This is a genomic window from Rhizobium cauense, from assembly GCF_019511525.1.
Taxonomy (GTDB): Bacteria; Pseudomonadota; Alphaproteobacteria; order Rhizobiales; family Rhizobiaceae; genus Rhizobium; species Rhizobium cauense.
Genome location: NZ_JAEUAT010000005.1, coordinates 134,713 through 151,328, shown reverse-complemented (window position 1 = coordinate 151,328; position 16,616 = coordinate 134,713). Strand labels below are relative to the sequence as shown.

The 16,616-nt window shown below is 58.6% G+C and carries 14 protein-coding genes; 8 read left to right on the top strand and 6 right to left on the bottom strand.

Going from position 1 to position 16,616, the window contains the following annotated elements; translation table 11 throughout:
* Positions 1-188 precede the first annotated feature (188 nt).
* Both JNB88_RS11360 and JNB88_RS11355 read left to right on the top strand, forming a co-directional pair.
* Positions 189-1,952 (top strand): glucan ABC transporter ATP-binding protein/ permease, encoded by a 1,764-nt coding sequence (locus JNB88_RS11360; protein WP_037131785.1) that lies wholly within the window; start codon positions 189-191, stop codon positions 1,950-1,952.
* A 330-nt stretch (positions 1,953-2,282) separates the two neighbouring features.
* Entirely contained in the window at positions 2,283-4,169 is a 1,887-nt protein-coding gene (locus JNB88_RS11355) for an MFS transporter (protein WP_220355557.1), read from the top strand.
* Between the two features lie 67 nt (positions 4,170-4,236).
* Here the strand turns inward: JNB88_RS11355 and JNB88_RS11350 are convergent, their stop codons facing one another.
* Positions 4,237-4,998, bottom strand: a complete 762-nt coding sequence (locus JNB88_RS11350) for a phosphatase PAP2 family protein (protein WP_220355556.1) — start codon at positions 4,996-4,998, stop codon at positions 4,237-4,239.
* Between the two features lie 118 nt (positions 4,999-5,116).
* On the bottom strand, positions 5,117-6,229 hold the full coding sequence (leuB, locus tag JNB88_RS11345; RefSeq protein ID WP_220355555.1) for a 3-isopropylmalate dehydrogenase: 1,113 nt from the start codon (positions 6,227-6,229) through the stop codon (positions 5,117-5,119).
* A 173-nt stretch (positions 6,230-6,402) separates the two neighbouring features.
* Between leuB and JNB88_RS11340 the strand changes: the two genes are divergently transcribed.
* Positions 6,403-7,335 (top strand): pyridoxal-phosphate dependent enzyme, encoded by a 933-nt coding sequence (locus JNB88_RS11340; protein ID WP_220355554.1) that lies wholly within the window; start codon positions 6,403-6,405, stop codon positions 7,333-7,335.
* Positions 7,336-7,393: 58 nt separating this feature from the next.
* Here the strand turns inward: JNB88_RS11340 and leuD are convergent, their stop codons facing one another.
* From leuD to JNB88_RS11325, 3 genes are all read right to left on the bottom strand, one after another.
* Positions 7,394-8,002, bottom strand: coding sequence for a 3-isopropylmalate dehydratase small subunit (gene leuD / locus JNB88_RS11335; RefSeq protein ID WP_037131773.1), 609 nt, complete (start codon positions 8,000-8,002; stop codon positions 7,394-7,396).
* Between the two features lie 138 nt (positions 8,003-8,140).
* The gene (locus JNB88_RS11330) at positions 8,141-8,569 is read right to left on the bottom strand and encodes a VOC family protein (RefSeq protein WP_220355553.1); all 429 of its coding nucleotides are present in this window, start codon (positions 8,567-8,569) and stop codon (positions 8,141-8,143) included.
* Between the two features lie 111 nt (positions 8,570-8,680).
* Positions 8,681-8,923 (bottom strand): hypothetical protein, encoded by a 243-nt coding sequence (locus tag JNB88_RS11325; RefSeq protein WP_220355552.1) that lies wholly within the window; start codon positions 8,921-8,923, stop codon positions 8,681-8,683.
* A gap of 112 nt (positions 8,924-9,035) precedes the next feature.
* Here JNB88_RS11325 and JNB88_RS11320 point away from each other — a divergent pair, with 112 nt between their 5' ends.
* Together JNB88_RS11320 and JNB88_RS11315 are read left to right on the top strand one after the other, a co-directional pair.
* Entirely contained in the window at positions 9,036-9,944 is a 909-nt protein-coding gene (locus JNB88_RS11320; RefSeq protein WP_220355551.1) for an HpcH/HpaI aldolase/citrate lyase family protein, read from the top strand.
* A gap of 13 nt (positions 9,945-9,957) precedes the next feature.
* A complete protein-coding gene (locus JNB88_RS11315; protein ID WP_220355550.1) occupies positions 9,958-10,164 on the top strand; it encodes a DUF1737 domain-containing protein in 207 nt (68 codons plus the stop codon).
* An 8-nt stretch (positions 10,165-10,172) separates the two neighbouring features.
* Here the strand turns inward: JNB88_RS11315 and JNB88_RS11310 are convergent, their stop codons facing one another.
* Positions 10,173-10,610 carry a metallopeptidase family protein gene (locus JNB88_RS11310; protein WP_018855933.1) on the bottom strand — a complete coding sequence of 146 codons (438 nt, stop codon included), beginning with the start codon at positions 10,608-10,610 and terminating at the stop codon, positions 10,173-10,175.
* Between the two features lie 161 nt (positions 10,611-10,771).
* On the opposite strand from JNB88_RS11310, the gene JNB88_RS33550 reads away from it, so the two are divergent.
* The 3 genes from JNB88_RS33550 to JNB88_RS11300 are packed head-to-tail and all read left to right on the top strand — an operon-like array spanning position 10,772 to position 16,615.
* Positions 10,772-11,719, top strand: coding sequence for an ImuA family protein (locus JNB88_RS33550; RefSeq protein ID WP_223217170.1), 948 nt, complete (start codon positions 10,772-10,774; stop codon positions 11,717-11,719).
* Complete coding sequence (locus JNB88_RS11305; protein ID WP_338110988.1) at positions 11,631-13,184, top strand: Y-family DNA polymerase; 1,554 nt, start codon at positions 11,631-11,633, stop codon at positions 13,182-13,184. Before JNB88_RS33550 ends, JNB88_RS11305 begins: the two co-directional genes overlap by 89 nt.
* Complete coding sequence (locus JNB88_RS11300) at positions 13,184-16,615, top strand: error-prone DNA polymerase (protein ID WP_220355548.1); 3,432 nt, start codon at positions 13,184-13,186, stop codon at positions 16,613-16,615. Before JNB88_RS11305 ends, JNB88_RS11300 begins: the two co-directional genes overlap by 1 nt.
* The last annotated feature ends 1 nt before the right edge of the window (position 16,616 follow it).

Genomic DNA, 16,616 nt, shown 5'->3' with positions numbered 1-16,616 from the left:
CTGCAACGCAAGCGAAAATTGCGAAATTCTCACACTGCCCCAAAAAATTTCAGGCTCGATTGTTAGCCGCCTCCTTCCAAAGGGATCTTCCGCGGTCGCCGCCTGAACGCTCCGTTAATCGCCGGTTCAGGTATCTTTTTGTAGCGTCGCAACATCCACTATTTCGCAGGTGCACAAGAGGTATCGCCGTGTCGCTATTCAAGGTCTATGCAAGAGCTTTGCGCTATCTTGGCGCCTACAAGCTCCGCGTATCCCTGGTCGTTATCGCGAACATCGTGCTTGCCGCGATCACGATCGCGGAACCGATTTTGTTCGGTCGCATCATTGATGCGATTTCGGGCAAGGGCGAAGTCAAGCCCATCCTTTTCATGTGGGCCGGCTTTGCTGTCTTCAATACGATCGCATTTGTTCTGGTCGCTCGTGAGGCCGACCGGCTGGCTCACGGCCGCCGTGCTACGCTGCTGACGGAAGCATTTGGCCGCATTATCTCCATGCCGCTCTCCTGGCATCACCAGCGCGGCACGTCGAATGCGCTGCATACACTGCTTCGTGCTTGTGAAACGCTTTTCGGCCTGTGGCTGGAGTTCATGCGCAATCACCTGGCAACGGCCGTAGCCATCGCGCTTCTGGTGCCGACCGCAATGTCCATGGATCTGCGTCTTTCGGGCGTGCTTGTCGTGCTGGGCGTGGCTTACTGGCTGATCGGTCGTCTCGTCATGAGCCGCACCAAGGATGGTCAGGCGTCCGTTGAGAACCACTACCACACCGTTTTCTCGCATGTCAGCGACTCGATCAGCAACGTGTCGGTGCTGCACAGCTACAACCGCATCGAGGCGGAAACGAAGGCGCTGAAGTCCTTTGCCGACCGCCTGCTGCAAGCTCAGTATCCGGTTCTCGACTGGTGGGCCCTCGCAGGTGCCATGAACCGCATGGCATCGACCATTGCGATGATGGTCATCCTGGTGATCGGTACGCTGATGGTTCAGTCTGGCGAGCTTCGCATCGGTGACGTCATTGCCTTCATCGGCTTTGCGAACCTGTTGATCTCACGCCTCGACCAGATGCGCCAGTTCGCGACGCAGATCTTCGAAGCCCGCTCGAAGCTCGAGGACTTCTATTCGCTTGAAGACTCGGTCCGCGATCGCGAAGAGCCGGCCGGCAATGCCGATATCACCGACGTCAAGGGTGAGGTCGAGTTCCGCAATGTGTCGTTCCGCTTCGGCAACACCGCACAGGGCCTGCACAACGTGTCTTTCACCGCCAAGGCTGGCCAGACGGTTGCGATCGTTGGCCCGACCGGCTCGGGCAAGACCACGATGATCAACCTGCTGCAGCGCGTCTACGACCCGGACAGCGGCCAGATCCTGGTCGATGGTCACGATACGACGAAGATCACGCGCAAGTCGCTTCGCCGCTACATCGCAACCGTGTTCCAGGATGCTGGTTTGCTCAACCGCTCGATCAGCGACAACATTCGCCTCGGTCGGGAAGGTGCTTCGGATGAAGACATGCGTCGCGCAGCCGAAGCTGCTGCCGCAGCCGATTTCATCGAGACGCGTGAAGATCAGTACGACACCCATGTCGGAGAGCGCGGAAACAAGCTCTCGGGCGGTGAACGTCAGCGTGTGGCGATCGCCCGTGCCATCCTCAAGGATGCGCCGATCCTGGTGCTTGACGAAGCAACGAGTGCGCTTGACGTCGAGACGGAAAACCGCGTGAAGGCTGCAATCGACAACCTGCGCCAGAACCGCACGACCTTCATTATCGCGCACCGCCTTTCGACGGTTCGTGAAGCGGACAAGGTGCTGTTCCTGGATGGCGGCCGTGTCGTTGAAGAAGGCAGCTTTGATGAGCTCAGCCAGAGCAACGGTCGCTTCGCTGCGTTGCTCCGCGCCAGCGGCATCCTCACGGATGAAGAAGTCCGCAAGGCCCACACGACAGAGGCTGCCTGATCGGAAACAGGCAAGTCGATTGATCAAAGCCGGATGGTTCTGCCATCCGGCTTTTTTATTACTCGACGGAAACCGCTACTTCGAGCATGAGGGCGCAAGGACGTTTGCAAGTCATGTGCGAGGCCGATCTTTCCGCGGCAAATCCGTAGGCGCGCGCCCCACCGCACAAGCTGAGCAAGTGCTTAGACTAAAGTCATAATCCCAAAGCCGCTCTCTGTATGAGGGAGATTTTCTGTCACACTCTCGTCAGGCGAACCGCGACCTGGGGTATGCTTTGAGGAGAGTATGGTCGCGCGCCGCATTTCACATTCGCTCTGTGGAGGACAGAAAATGGCAAATGTCGCAAGCGTCGACGGCACAAAAGCCGGTCCGATGACGGGCGAGGAGAAGAAGGTTATCTTCGCCTCATCGCTCGGTACCGTTTTTGAATGGTACGATTTCTATCTTTACGGTTCGCTCGCCACCTATATCGGCGCGACCTATTTCACCCAGTATCCGGAAGCAACGCGAAACATCTTTACGCTCCTGGCCTTTGCAGCCGGCTTCCTGGTTCGCCCGTTCGGCGCGCTGGTCTTCGGTCGCCTCGGCGACTTGGTCGGCCGCAAGTACACGTTCCTGGTGACGATCCTCATCATGGGCCTGTCGACGTTCCTTGTCGGTATTCTTCCCGGCGCGGCATCGATCGGCATCGCAGCACCGATCATTCTGATCGGCCTTCGCCTCCTGCAAGGTCTTGCACTCGGTGGCGAGTATGGCGGCGCGGCAACCTATGTGGCCGAACACGCGCCCAATGGGCGCCGCGGCTACTTCACCTCGTGGATCCAGACAACGGCAACGCTTGGTCTGTTCCTGTCGCTGGTCGTCATCGTGGGCGTTCAGTTCCTGATGGGCAAGGAAGCCTTTGCCGCATGGGGCTGGCGCATTCCGTTCCTGCTGTCGGTCGTGCTTCTCGGCGTCTCTGTCTGGATCCGTCTGAAGATGAACGAGTCACCGGCATTCCAGAGAATGAAAGCTGAAGGCAAGGGCTCCAAGGCGCCGCTGACCGAAGCTTTCGGCCAATGGAAGAATGCCAAGATCGCATTGATCGCCCTGCTGGGTGCAACGATGGGTCAGGCAGTCGTCTGGTACGGCGGTCAGTTCTACGCGCTGTTCTTCCTGCAGAACGTACTCAAGGTCGACCTGCAATCGGCAAACATCATGGTTGCCATTGCCCTCATTCTCGGCACACCCTTCTTCGTCGTTTTTGGCGGCCTCTCCGACAAGATCGGCCGCAAGCCGATCATCATGGCCGGCCTGCTGATTGCCGCGGTCACCTATAACCCGCTGTTCAAGGCCATGACCTGGACGGCTAACCCGGCGCTTGCTGAAGCGCAGGCCTCTGTCCGCGCAACCGTGACGGCCGACCCGGCTGACTGCAAGTTCCAGTTCAACCCGACAGGAACCTCGAAGTTCACCAGCTCCTGCGATGTGGCAACAGCCTTCCTGACCAAGAACTCGGTGCCCTATGACGTCGTCCCCGGTCCAGCCGGCCAGCCGGCAACGGTCAAGATCGGCGACGAAACCATCGCCAGCTTCGACGCCATTGCGGCCGGCGACAAGGCAAAGGGCATGACGGCGGCCTTCGAAAAGAGCGTCAACATCGCCCTGCATGACGGCGGCTACCCGCTGAACCGCGGCGCCATCAAGGTTCCGGACGCCAAGTTGGATGCCTTCATTGCCGCCAATCCAGAGCTTGCGCTGAACGCAGATGCGGTCCGCGCTGGTACCAAGGAAACCTTGCCCGCCGACAAGCTCGTGGCTGGTAAGCTTCTGACGGCGGATGAGGCAAACGGCGTCACCGACATGGCAGTCTACAATATCGCCGGCGGTGGCACTTTCGCCATGACGGCCGACCCGGCCCGCGTCAACTGGATCGGCACGATCGCGATTCTGTTCGTGCTCGTTCTCTATGTGACGATGGTCTACGGCCCGATCGCAGCTCTGCTGGTCGAACTCTTCCCGACCCGCATCCGCTACACCGGCATGTCGCTGCCCTACCATATCGGTAACGGCTGGTTCGGCGGCTTGCTGCCGGCAACGGCCTTCGCAATGAGCGCGGCTACCGGCGATATCTACTTCGGCCTCTGGTACCCGATCGTCTTCGCAGCGATCACGCTGGTCATCGGCCTGATCTTCCTGCCGGAAACAAAGGACCGCGATATCCACGCCATGGATTAATCCGAACAACAAGGTCAAAACAGTCGCCCGGCGCCCAAAGCGCCGGGCTTTTTCGTTTAAGGGGGCCTCAGAGAAGGCGGCTCAGCCGCGGCGTTGGCCAGCCGCCATCCCGACCGATCGAGAAGACGAGACCGAAGCGCGCGAAAAGGATCGAGGTTGCAAAGGCAAACCAGGCACCCAGCGCAAGACCGGCGACGACATCGCTTGGATAATGCACGCCGATGATGATGCGCGTTGCGCCGAGCCAAAGTCCGATACCGATAAAACCGAGACGAAAGCGCGGGAAGAGAAGCGCGAGCGCCACGAACAGCGCGCCGATGTTGGCTGAATGTCCGGACGGAAAACTCTGGTGCAGGAAATCCATGTTGAAGGGCGCGAAGCTGAAGATCCCCTCCTGATCATAGATCAATGGTCGCGCCCGGCCGATTGCGAACTTCAGAACGTTGGCGACGATGCTGGTAAACAGCACGCTCAGCGCGACATAGGCCGTCATCTGCCCGAAATAGACCATGCGGAACCGCCTGCGGATTTTCCAGAGCCGGCGACGGACAAGATAGCCGGTGGCGAAGATTGTAAGGAGACCGGCAAGGATCCAGGCAAGTCTGCCGATATCGGTAACATCGCCGGCGATCGAGATGAGTGGCGGCGCCAGATCCTTGGCCGCCAGGCCGAGCGGGCGATCGAAGACGAAGAAGGCGATGGCAATCGCATTGACCGCCGAGAATGCAAACCACTTCCAGGGAACCCGCCGATGGATCGTGCGCCGCGCCTCATAGCGCTTCCGCAGATAGCCCCAGGAACTGGGCTTACGATCGACTGTCTCGCTCATTCCACTCCGCTCTTTCATCAATGCAGAACGGGAGATAGGCGCGGCATCCGCCTCCTTCAAGCAAAGGCCCTCCGCATCTGATGATGCGAAGGGCCAGAAACGTGTTTCACGTGAAATATCAGGCAGAAAGCGCCTTGAACTCGGCGAGGATCGCGTCACCCATTTCAATGGTTCCAACCTTCGTGCAGCCTTCGGCCATGATGTCGCCGGTGCGAATGCCCTTGTCGAGCACGTTGGCGATCGCCTTTTCCAGGTTGTCGGCTTCCTTCACGAGGTTGAAGGAATAGCGCAGGCACATGGCAAAGGAAGCGATCATCGCGATCGGATTGGCAATGCCCTTGCCGGCAATGTCAGGAGCCGAACCATGAACCGGCTCGTAGAGCGCCTTGCGCTTGCCGGTCTTGGCATCCGGAGCGCCGAGCGAAGCCGACGGCAGCATGCCGAGCGAGCCCGTAAGCATCGCGGCAACGTCGGACAGCATGTCGCCGAACAGGTTGTCGGTGACGATGACATCGAACTGCTTCGGCGCGCGCACCAGCTGCATGCCACCCGCATCCGCCAGCATGTGCTCAAGCTTGACGTCTGAATACTTGTCCTTGTGCGTCGCGGTGACCACCTGGTTCCACAATACGCCCGACTTCATGACGTTGCGCTTTTCCATCGAGCAGACGCGGTTCTGGCGCGTGCGGGCCATTTCGAAGGCCACGGCCGAGATGCGCTCGATTTCGTAGGTGTCGTAAACCTGCGTGTCGATGGCGCGCTTCTGGCCATTGCCGAGATCGGTGATGGTCTTCGGCTCGCCGAAATAAACGCCGCCGGTCAATTCGCGGATGATCAGGATATCGAGGCCTTCGACCAGCTCCGGCTTCAGCGAGGAAGCGTTTGCCAGGGCCGGGTAGCAGATGGCCGGACGCAGGTTGGCGAAAAGCTCCAGATCCTTGCGCAGGCGCAGCAGGCCGGCTTCGGGGCGCACTTCATAGGGAACATCATCCCACTTCGGGCCACCGACGGCACCGAAGAGAACCGCATCGGCAGCAAGCGCCTTCTGCATGTCGCCTTCGGAGATCGCAGCACCATGCGCATCATAGGCGCTGCCGCCGACCAGGCCTTCGTCAGTAACGAAGCCCGCATCCATTGCCTCGTTCATATAGGCAATGATCTTGCGGACCTCGCCCATGGCCTCTGGGCCGATGCCGTCGCCGGGTAGCAGGAAAAGATTGCGCGCTGTCATGAAACCCTCCGCGGAAAAACAAGTTGCGGCTTCTTAGACCCGCAAAAACGGCATTTCAAGCGAGTGGGAGGCCGATTCGGTACGGTTGCGGAATTACTGTGCCATCGCTCGTTGACCGACCAGCGCAAGCGGGTCCACAAGGGGCTATGTCGCCAAGCTCATCGGGTACGATCATGCCTTCTGCACCGCTCCACCTGGACACCCCACTTTTCCGCACCTCTGCTGACTACAGTGCGAGCAACAAGCCACTCTGGCTGAAGCTCGACGCGCTGCAGCCCTCCGGAAGCTTCAAGCTCCGCGGCGTCGGCGGGCTTTGCCAGCATGAAATCGAAAACGGCGCCCGGGAGATCTTCTGCGCCTCGGGCGGCAATGCCGGGATCGCCGCCGCCTACGCCGGACGGGCACTCGGCATTCCCGTCACGATCGTCGTGCCCGAGACGACGTCGGCGGAAGTGCGTCGATCGATCGAGGCGACCGGTGCCGCGGTGATCGTCCACGGAACGGTATTCGATGAAGCCAACGCTTTTGCGATCGAGCAAGCGAATGCCAGGAAGGCTGCCTATGTGCACCCGTTCGACCATCCGCTCCTGTGGGAAGGGCACGGCACGTTGATCGATGAAGTTGTCGCAAAAGGTGCCGATTTCGATTGCGTCATCGCAAGCGTCGGCGGCGGCGGCTTGCTGGCTGGCATCGTGGCAGGCCTTCAGCGCAACGGCTTGTCTGATGTGCCCGTCATTGCCGTTGAAACAGAAGGGGCAGCATCCCTTCACGCCAGCCTTGCCACTGGCGAACGCATCACCTTACCGGGGATCACCTCCATCGCCAGCTCGCTCGGTGCGCGCCAGGTGGCAGAGCACGTTTTCAATCTGCCGAAGCACCACCCGATCGAAAGCGTGACGGTGAGCGATGCACAGGCGGTCGCCGCCTGCCTGAAGTTCGCCGATGCCTATCGTATTCTGGTCGAGCCTGCCTGCGGCGCCGCACTCGCCGTCGCTGACGTCCATGCCGATAGTCTCGCCCGCTTCAAAAATCCGCTGATCGAAGTCTGCGGTGGCATTGGCGTCTCGCTGGAGAAACTGAAGACCTGGAAAGAACGGCTGCTGTAAGCCGATCAAAGAAAAAGCCGGGCGAAAGCCCGGCTTTGACCATGCAATCTTGCAAGACTTACGCAGCCCAGGGATGGGCTGCAGCATTCTTGGCTTCGAAGCTGTCGATTGCCTTGCCCTTTTCGAGCGTCAGACCGATATCGTCGAGGCCGTTCAGCAGGCAGTGGCGCTTGAACTCGTCCAGATCGAACTTGATCGAGCCACCGTCCGGACCTGTGATCTCGAGGTTTTCCAGATCGACCGTCAGGATCGCGTTGGAACCGCGCGAAGCGTCGTCCATCAGCTTGTCGAGGTTTTCCTGGCTGACCTTGATCGGCAGAATGCCGTTCTTGAAACAGTTGTTGTAGAAGATGTCGGCAAAGCTGGTCGAGATGACGCAACGGATGCCGAAATCGAGGAGTGCCCACGGCGCATGCTCGCGCGAGGAGCCGCAACCGAAGTTGTCACCGGCAACGAGGATTTTTGCATTCTGATAGGCCGGCTTGTTCAGCACGAAATCCTCGTTCAGGGATCCGTCTTCATTGTAGCGGGCTTCGGCGAAAAGACCCTTGCCAAGACCCGTGCGCTTGATCGTCTTCAGGTAATCCTTCGGAATGATCATGTCGGTATCGATGTTGACAACCGGCAGAGGGGCAGCGACGCCCGTCAGCTTTACGAATTTGTCCATGGCCTGGCTCCAATGTCAGCAGACGTAGTTTTGTTGATCAGCGTTTAGTCCAGATTTCGACCGAAATGAAGGAAAATTTATATCGTAGGAGCGGCCACGCGCGGATTCGACGCGCAGCCGGCCATAGTTGCCGTGATATCAGTTTGCCTTAGCCGGCGCATTCATCGCCCAGAGAACCCCGAACGGGTCACGCAGCTGGCCATATCGATCACCCCAGAACATCAGCTGAACCGGCATGATCACCTCTACGCCGGCGGCAACGGCACGATCCCACCAGAAATCGATATCGTCGATAACAAGCTGGAGAGTGAAACCCTGATGCTTTTGAAACGGATGACCATGCTCCGGATAGGCATCGGATAACATCAGCGAGCTTCCGTTGATGTAGAGGTGAACATGCATCGTCCGGCCGTTTTCATCCGGAGGGACCACAAACGCCTCCTCGGCGCCGAACGCACGCTTATAGAATTCCGCGGCCTTCAACGCACCATCGACGGTGACATAAGGCAACAAGCCATTCTTGACTGGCGGCATCGTTGTCGTGCCGGTTTCCGTTGCGGTATCCATACTGTCCTCCATTGCTTGATTGGTTCGGGCAGAAGCCCTGACCTTTCAAAGACGCAGGAAGATCAGTCGAGCCGACAGCGAAGTCGAAATTTTTCAGAAGCGACCTAGCGGTCAGAGGTCGATGATCGTACCGCGACCGTCGTTCCAGATGCGCATGTTCTCGCCGGAGTAAGGCTTTGCCTTTGCCGTTGCGCGGATTGGCGCCGGCTTCATCTTCAGCGAAAGCGCGCGACCGACCATAAGCACCGTCAAAATACCACCGACTGCGAGTGTCACGGAAAAAGTGACGAGCGCGAGCGCAACAAAGGCGGTGATGCCTGCGAGCAGGAGGAAGACGGAACGAATGCTTTGCATGTGTTTAGACCTTTCTTCGGAAAGGAATGTGGTCCTTCATTTCTTTCTCTGCAAGGTGAGCATGGCTTTTTGTTGTCTTGCCACCCATCACAAAGCTTGGCACAGATTTGTGATGACCCGCAATTCTCCGACTCGTTCCTTGAATCTCCGCCGTTCGGTGCTGAGCGTTCCGGCCATCAATGCACGCGCCTTGGAAAAAACCCATGCGCTCGATTGCGACGCCGTGATCTTCGATCTCGAGGACTCGGTGGCGCCGGAGCGAAAGGCGGAAGCCCGCGACAATCTGAAAGCCTTTTTTTCGGGCCCTCCTCTTGTGAACAAGGAGCGGATCATCCGCATCAATGCGCTTGATTCCACATTCGGCAATGCGGACATGGAACTGGTCCTGGCACTGGAGCCAGATGCCCTACTCCTGCCGAAAGTGAATGAACCTCAGGATGTGATGTCCGTCAGCGACCGGCTCGCCGATGCCGACGCGCCGGAGAATCTTCGCATCTGGGCGATGATCGAAACCCCACGCGGCATTCTGAACGCCGCAGCGATTGCCGAGGCCGGGCGTACACCCGGCTCGAGACTGGATTGCTTTGTCGTCGGCCTCAACGACCTTCGCAAGGAAACCGGCGTCCTGCCGCAGCCCGGCCGCACCTATCTCGTGCCCTGGCTTATGCAGGTGGTTCTGGCCGTACGCGCCTATGGCCTCGACGCGATCGATAGCGTCTTCAACGATTTCAGGGATGCCGATGCCTTCAATGCCGAGTGCGCGCATGCCCGCGCCATGGGCTTCGACGGCAAGATGCTGATCCACCCGGCGCAGATCGAAACCGCCAACCAGCATTTCGGCCCCGATGAGGCTGCCATTGCCGAAGCAGAGGCGATCATCGCCGCCTTTGCCGACCCCGCTACCGAAGGCCTGAATGTCATCAATGCCAATGGCCGGATGATCGAGCGCCTGCATCTTGTCCAGGCGGAAAGTCTGGTTCATAAAGCCCGCCTGATTGCAGAACGCCAAACGGCGAAGTGAAAGACGACTTTAGATGAAGCTTTATCGCCTTCTGACCGGCCAGGATGATGCCGCTTTCTGTCACCGCGTGACCGACGCCCTCAACAAGGGCTGGTCGCTGAACGGCTCGCCGTCGATGACCTTCAACACCCAGACCGGCCAGGTGATGTGCGCTCAGGCGATCGTCAAGGAAATCGAAGGCAGGGACTACCATCCGGACATGAAGCTGTCCGAACAGTAAGCGAAGGCTTAGCGTTCGGCCGCTTCTTCGGCGCTCGCCTCGATCCGTTCCATGTCGTCGTCGCTGAGACCGAAATGGTGGCCGATCTCGTGGATGAGGACGTGGGTAATGATATCGCCCAGCGTCTCGTCGTTCTCGGCCCAGTAGTCGAGGATCGGCCGTCGGTAGAGGCGGATACGGTTCGGCAATTCACCGGTTTCCATCGTGAAACGCTCGGAGATGCCTCGTCCCTCAAAGAGGCCAAGCAGGTCGAACGGCGTTTCCAGCGCCATGTCCTCGAACACGTCGTCGTCAGGGAAATCCTCGATCTCGATCGTCAGATTGGTGGTCAGCGAGCGGAATTCTTCCGGCAGGTGGCTATACGCCTCCATTGCCAACGACTCGAAAGTGCTGATCGTCGGCGCGTGGCGATCCCGCCAATCCTCGCTCTGGTCTATGCGGGCCATGAATATTCCTTCCTTTGCCGCCCATATAGAACCTTTGCGCACGATTTTCGAGAGCGGAATCAAAGGCAGGAATAAATTCACATCGAATGCCTGTTGACTCTTTCATCAGCCTCTGGAATCCATAAGAACATAACAGGAACATACAAGACTTGGAGAACGTCATGGCACAGTCGGCCGTGACGCGCGAGCGGCTTTTTGCGCTCCGCGAAACCATTGCAAAGCTTGAAGGAAAGCCCGCGCCTGCCTTGGCTGCCGTGCAAGGCGAAGCCTTGGCCGATAAGGACCTCTCCGCCAAGAACGACAATGGCCTTCGTCTTCCTCTGGGAATCCCCGCGCTCGACGAGGCGATTGATGGCGGCCTGCCACTCGACGGGATCACCGAGGTTCGTTCCGACCTCTTGCGCGAAGCCGGTGCTGGTAGCGGCTTTGTGCTGGCGCTTGCCGCCATGCTGCAGCGCCAGGTGGGAGAGGCCCCCAGTGTTCCGCTGCCGATCCTGTGGATCGCGGACATGGTTTCCACGATGGAGGCAGGCATCCCTTACGCCGTCGGCCTGCGCGATTTCGGTCTGAAACCGGACCAGTTCTTCTATGCCAGTCCACGCAAGCTTGAAGATGCCCTTTGGCTTGCTGAGGCCGCAGTCGAAAGCGGCGTCTTTCCTGCGACAATTCTGGAGGTTCGCGGCAATCCGAAGCCCTTCGGCCTGACCGAAAGCCGTCGTTTGAGTTTGCGGGCGAAAGCATCGAAACGCCCGCTTTTCCTGTTGCGGCAGGCTGGAGAGGAAGAGGCCAGCAGCGCTTGCTTCCGCTTCCTTGTGGCACCCGCGCCGGCACAGGCGCGCCCCTTGCCGGATGGCACGATGCTGGGCGGTAGCATCGGCAATCCGGTTTTTCATCTCACCCTGGAGAAGAGCCGCAACCCGGCTCCCCTCTCCTTTCTACTGGAGTGGAACCCTCATGACCGCCGTTTTTTCGCCGTCTCACAATCAGTCGACCTTCGCCTTCCAGACGAACGCGCAGCGCATTCTGGCACTCCACTTTCCGCATCTTCCAACCGACCGGATATCAAGAAAGAAATGGGGGCTCTCCTGGCGTTCGCGCGGACGTCCTGAAGCAGCACCGATCGTCTGTTCCAGCCGCCTCAACAATACGATGCGGCTGACGGCACTGGACGAAGCAGCCGAAACCCTCAATCTTAGAAAGCATATGGGCGTCGCCGAAGCCCGCGCCATCTACCCCACACTTGATGTGATCGAGGACGACCCGACCGCCAACCGGCGCTTCCTGGAAGCAATCGCCGACTGGTGCGATCGCTATACTCCGCTTGTCGCTCTCGACGGCATGGATGGCTTGTTCCTCGACATCACCGGCTGCGCCCATCTGTTCGGCGGTGAGACATCCCTTCTCAAGGATATTCTCGTGCGGCTCTTCCAGATGGGAATTGACGCGCGCGGCGCCATCTCTTCTTCGCCCGGATTGTCCTGGGCCATCAGCCGCTTCAGCCATGGCGGCATCATCGAGCATGGAGAGGCCGAACGGGCACTTGCCCCCCTGCCCGTCGCAGCCTTGCGCCTCGAGGAGGAAACCATAGGGGGCCTGAACAAGATGGGGCTCAAATATATCGGTGATTTGCTGACCGCGCCCCGCGCCCCGCTCGCCCGCCGCTTTGGAGGCACTGTACTCTTGAGGCTCGATCAGGCGGTTGGAACCGATGAAGAGCCGGTCTCTCCGCGCCTGCCCGTTGCAAGCCTCTCGGTTGAACGCCGCCTGATCGAGCCGATCGGAGCCGAAGATGACATTCTTGCGCTCACCGATCAGATTGCAGTCTCCCTGAAGCCCTCCCTGGAAGCGCGTGGCGTCGGCGGTCGCATCTTCGAACTGGTGCTGTTTCGTGTCGACGGCAAGGTATTCAGGATTTCTGCCGGAACCGCGCAGCCCTTGCGGGAACCGAAGCGCATCGCCGCTCTCTTTGCCGAACGCCTGCAGGCAATTCACGACGATTTCGATGCCGGTTACGGATTCGAAATCCTTCGCCTCAACGTTCTCCTGCACGAGGACTTCGTGAGCTCACAGGGTGATTTCGAACATCGCCAGCAGAAGGACGCGTCTCTTGCTGCCTTCGTGGATCGGGTTTCAGCGCGCCTTGGCGGGGACTGCCTGCAAACCTTCCAATTGCGGGAGAGCCACATACCGGAAAGAGCCGTCATTGCCGTTCCTGCAATCGATCGCCTGTCCGCCCCGAAAACCCGGGAGGGACATCCGCCGCCGGCCAGGAGCGAGCGACCTATTCGGTTGTTGCGGAAACCGGAGCCAATGGATGCCTTTGCCATCGAAATCCCTGATGGTGCACCAGCGAGCTTTCACTGGCGGCGCATGCAGCACCGTGTCTTGAAGAGTGAGGGCCCGGAGCGACTGGCGATGGAATGGTGGCTCGATGGCCTAGATGGGAAGGAAGCCGCTGATCGAGACTATTTCCGAATCGAAGACGATAAGGGACGCCGCTTCTGGATCTATCGCCAGGGCCATTATGAGCGTGACGCAGCGCAGAACTGGTTCATGCATGGGGTCATTGCCTGATGTCCGCCTTCTTCGAAATCGGCGCCAAGACCAATTTCTCCTTTTTGGAGGGCGCCTCCAAGCCCGAAGAAATGGTCGTTCAAGCTGCCGTTCTGAAGCTCGGAGGCCTTGGCATAGCCGACCGCAATTCCGTTGCCGGCGTCGTCCGGGCGCATGCACAGGCAAAGGCGATCCTGAAGAAGTTCGAACGAAAGAAAGCCGGGCTTCTGGAGGAGCGCGAAAAGAAGGACATCATTCTCGATCCGATCCGTTTCCAGCCGGGAGCACGCCTTGTCTTTGCGGATGGAACGCCTGACATTCTTGCCTACCCCCGAGATCGTCAAGGCTGGGCGCATCTTTGCCGACTGCTAAGCGCCGGAAACCTAAGAGCCGAGAAGGGTAAGTGCATTCTGTCGGAAGCGGATCTGATGGAATGGGGCGACGACATGATGCTTGCGGTCATTCCGCATCCGTCCATTGCCGATGATAACAATCACGCAGCGTTCGAAGCCTGTCTGGAGCGTTTCAGAAAGCGCTTTCGGAAAAACGTTTATATGGCGCTCGCTCCCGTCTACGATGGCCGCGACAAGCGCATGCTTGCGACCATCTCCATGCTGGCTGATCGCAGCCGTATCCCGCTGATCGCCACAAACCAGCCGCTCTACCACGACACGGCCCGCCGTCCCCTCGCCGATATCGTGACATCGATCCGCGAGCATGTTCCCATCCCCGAGGCTGGCTTTCTCCTGGCTTCGAATGCCGAACGCTATCTCAAGAGTGGCAGCGAAATTCTGCGTCTCCTCCGAGACTATCCGCACGCCGTAACGAACACGGCGAAGTTCTTTGGAAGCCTTTCCTTTTCGCTCGACGAACTGGAGCACAACTACCCCTCCGAGAATGACGAGGGAGAAACGCCGTATGAAACGCTGGAACGTCTTACCAGATTAGGCGCCGCGAAACGCTTCCCTGGAAAGATACCCGAGAAAGTCCAACAGAATATCGAATACGAGTTGGATCTCGTTCGTCGTAAACAATATGAACCATACTTCCTGACGGTCCATCGGATCATCCAATATGCCAGGCACGAGAAGAAGATCCTCTGCCAGGGGCGCGGCTCCGCGGCCAACTCGGTCATTTGCTATTGCCTCGAGATAACCGAGGTCAATCCGGAAAAGAGCACTCTGCTCTTCGACCGCTTCCTCTCGATGGACCGCGACGAGCCGCCGGATATCGATGTCGATTTCGAGCACGAAAGGCGCGAAGAGGTCATCCAGCATATCTACGCGAAATACGGCAAAGAACATGCCGGTCTGACGGCAGGCGTAACGACTTACCGCACTCGATCAGCCGGGCGCGAGGTCTCAAAGGCCTTCGGTCTCTCCGAGGACGTCCAGTCTGCCATCGGTAGCCTGGTCTGGGGATGGTCGGAAGAAAAACTGTCCGAGCGGGAAGCAAAGGCGGCCGGGCTCGAAACGTCCGATCCAATAACCAAAAACGTGCTGAAGTATGCGTCCGAACTTCTTGGTTTCCCCCGGCACCTCACCCAGCATGTCGGGGGCTTCGTCATCACCAGAGACAGGCTGGATGAAGTCGTTCCGATCATGAAGACGGCGATGCCCGGACGCTACATGGTCGAATGGGACAAGGATGACCTCGACAATCTGAAGATCCTCAAGGTCGACATCCTGGCGCTCGGAATGCTGACTGCCCTGAAACGAGCATTCGATCTGCTCCTCCTGCACTACGACGTCAAGAAGACGCTCGCGGATCTCGGCAACGCCACGCATGAAGACGAGAAGCCGGTCTATGCGATGATGTGCCGGGCCGACACTCTTGGCGTCTTCCAGATCGAGAGCCGAGCGCAGATGAGCATGCTGCCGCGTCTGAAACCGAAGGAGTTCTATGACCTTGTCATCGAAGTCGCCATTGTCAGGCCAGGACCCATCCAGGGGAATATGGTCCACCCCTATTTGAAACGTAGAGAGGAAAAGGCACGGGGCATCCCAGAGACATATCCGAGCCCGGAACTTGAGGGGGTTCTAAAGCGAACGCTTGGCGTGCCTTTGTTCCAAGAACAGGCCATGCAGATCGCAATCACGGCTGCGGGATTTAGACCTGCCGAAGCAGATCAGCTGAGACGCGCCATGGCGACATTCAAACGAACAGGCACCATCGGCAATTTCGAAACACGGTTCATCGAAGGCATGGTCGCAAAGGACTACCCGCGTGATTTCGCCCAACAATGCTTCAATCAGATCAAGGGTTTTGGCGAATACGGCTTCCCGGAAAGCCATGCGGCCTCGTTCGCGCTGCTGGTCTATGCCTCGTCCTGGGTGAAAGCCTATTATCCCGACGTCTTCTGTGCCGCGATGCTGAATTCGCAGCCCATGGGCTTTTATGCCCCTGCACAGCTCGTCAGGGATGCACGGGAACACGGCGTCGAGATCAGGCCTGTCGACATCAATGAATCGAACTGGGATTGCTTGCTTGAGGAGAGCGAATTCAACAGACGTGCAGTCGACTTCCGGCATGCCAGCATGCGGGATGTCATCAAGACAAAGCGAGCCGTTCGGCTTGGGTTCAGGCAGATAAAGGGCCTTTCGGAAGAGAGTATGGAGAAGCTCATTGCCAATAGAGGCAAGGGCTATTCTTCCATTCGCGATCTCTGGCTGCGCTCAGGCCTGCAGAAAGCGGATATAGAGCGGCTTGCCGATGCGGATGCTTTTCATTCCATAAGACTGTCGCGACGGGATGCGCTTTGGGCCGTGCGGGCGCTCGATGCGAAGAGCGCCGCCGAAAAGCTCCCTCTGTTTGACCAGGTAAGCCACATCGACCTGCAGGTCGAGCCCGAGACAAGACTGCCGGAAATGTTGCCTGGCGAACAGGTCATAGAGGACTACCGCTATCTCTCGCTCTCCTTGAAGGCACATCCGGTCTCGTTCCTGCGCGAAGAATTTCACAAGGCAGGTGTCGTGAGGAGTGTCGATCTTCTGACTATCCCGAACGGAAAAAGAGTAACGATCGCCGGTCTTGTTTTGGTGCGTCAGCGCCCGGGCTCAGCCAAGGGCGTCATCTTCATGACATTGGAGGACGAGACGGGTGTTGCCAATGCCATTGTCTGGACGAAGGTATTCGAGAAGTACCGCCCGATCGTCATGGGCGCACGGCTTGTGAAGATATATGGCAAGCTTCAGAGCCATAGCGGCGTGATCCATACTGTCGTCGAGCATATCGAGGATATGACGCCTGCGCTCGGCCTCCTGCAAAAGGAAGCCCGTCGTTTTGGCGTTAGCGATCGTTCAGATGAAGCGCTAAATCCGACCATGGATCCTCGCCAAAGGAAACTCGCAAACTCACTGGAAAAGGCAGTCATGGAGAAAAGGCTGATTTCAAGCGGCGCCGGCGTGCGAGAAACAACTCAAGTCATGCCAAAAGGCCGTAATTTCCACTGAG

Excerpts from the sequence above, each read along its gene's own strand:
- JNB88_RS11315 (WP_220355550.1), top strand. The coding sequence starts at position 9,958 with ATGAAGCTTTATCGCCTTCTGACCGGCCAGGATGATGCCGCTTTCTGT.
- leuD (WP_037131773.1), bottom strand. The coding sequence starts at position 8,002 with ATGGACAAATTCGTAAAGCTGACGGGCGTCGCTGCCCCTCTGCCGGTT.
- JNB88_RS11310 (WP_018855933.1), bottom strand. The coding sequence starts at position 10,610 with ATGGCCCGCATAGACCAGAGCGAGGATTGGCGGGATCGCCACGCGCCG.
- JNB88_RS11355 (WP_220355557.1), top strand. The coding sequence starts at position 2,283 with ATGGCAAATGTCGCAAGCGTCGACGGCACAAAAGCCGGTCCGATGACG.
- leuB (WP_220355555.1), bottom strand. The coding sequence starts at position 6,229 with ATGACAGCGCGCAATCTTTTCCTGCTACCCGGCGACGGCATCGGCCCA.
- JNB88_RS11340 (WP_220355554.1), top strand. The coding sequence starts at position 6,403 with ATGCCTTCTGCACCGCTCCACCTGGACACCCCACTTTTCCGCACCTCT.
- JNB88_RS33550 (WP_223217170.1), top strand. The coding sequence starts at position 10,772 with ATGGCACAGTCGGCCGTGACGCGCGAGCGGCTTTTTGCGCTCCGCGAA.
- JNB88_RS11330 (WP_220355553.1), bottom strand. The coding sequence starts at position 8,569 with ATGGATACCGCAACGGAAACCGGCACGACAACGATGCCGCCAGTCAAG.
- JNB88_RS11350 (WP_220355556.1), bottom strand. The coding sequence starts at position 4,998 with ATGAGCGAGACAGTCGATCGTAAGCCCAGTTCCTGGGGCTATCTGCGG.
- JNB88_RS11300 (WP_220355548.1), top strand. The coding sequence starts at position 13,184 with ATGTCCGCCTTCTTCGAAATCGGCGCCAAGACCAATTTCTCCTTTTTG.
- JNB88_RS11320 (WP_220355551.1), top strand. The coding sequence starts at position 9,036 with ATGACCCGCAATTCTCCGACTCGTTCCTTGAATCTCCGCCGTTCGGTG.
- JNB88_RS11325 (WP_220355552.1), bottom strand. The coding sequence starts at position 8,923 with ATGCAAAGCATTCGTTCCGTCTTCCTCCTGCTCGCAGGCATCACCGCC.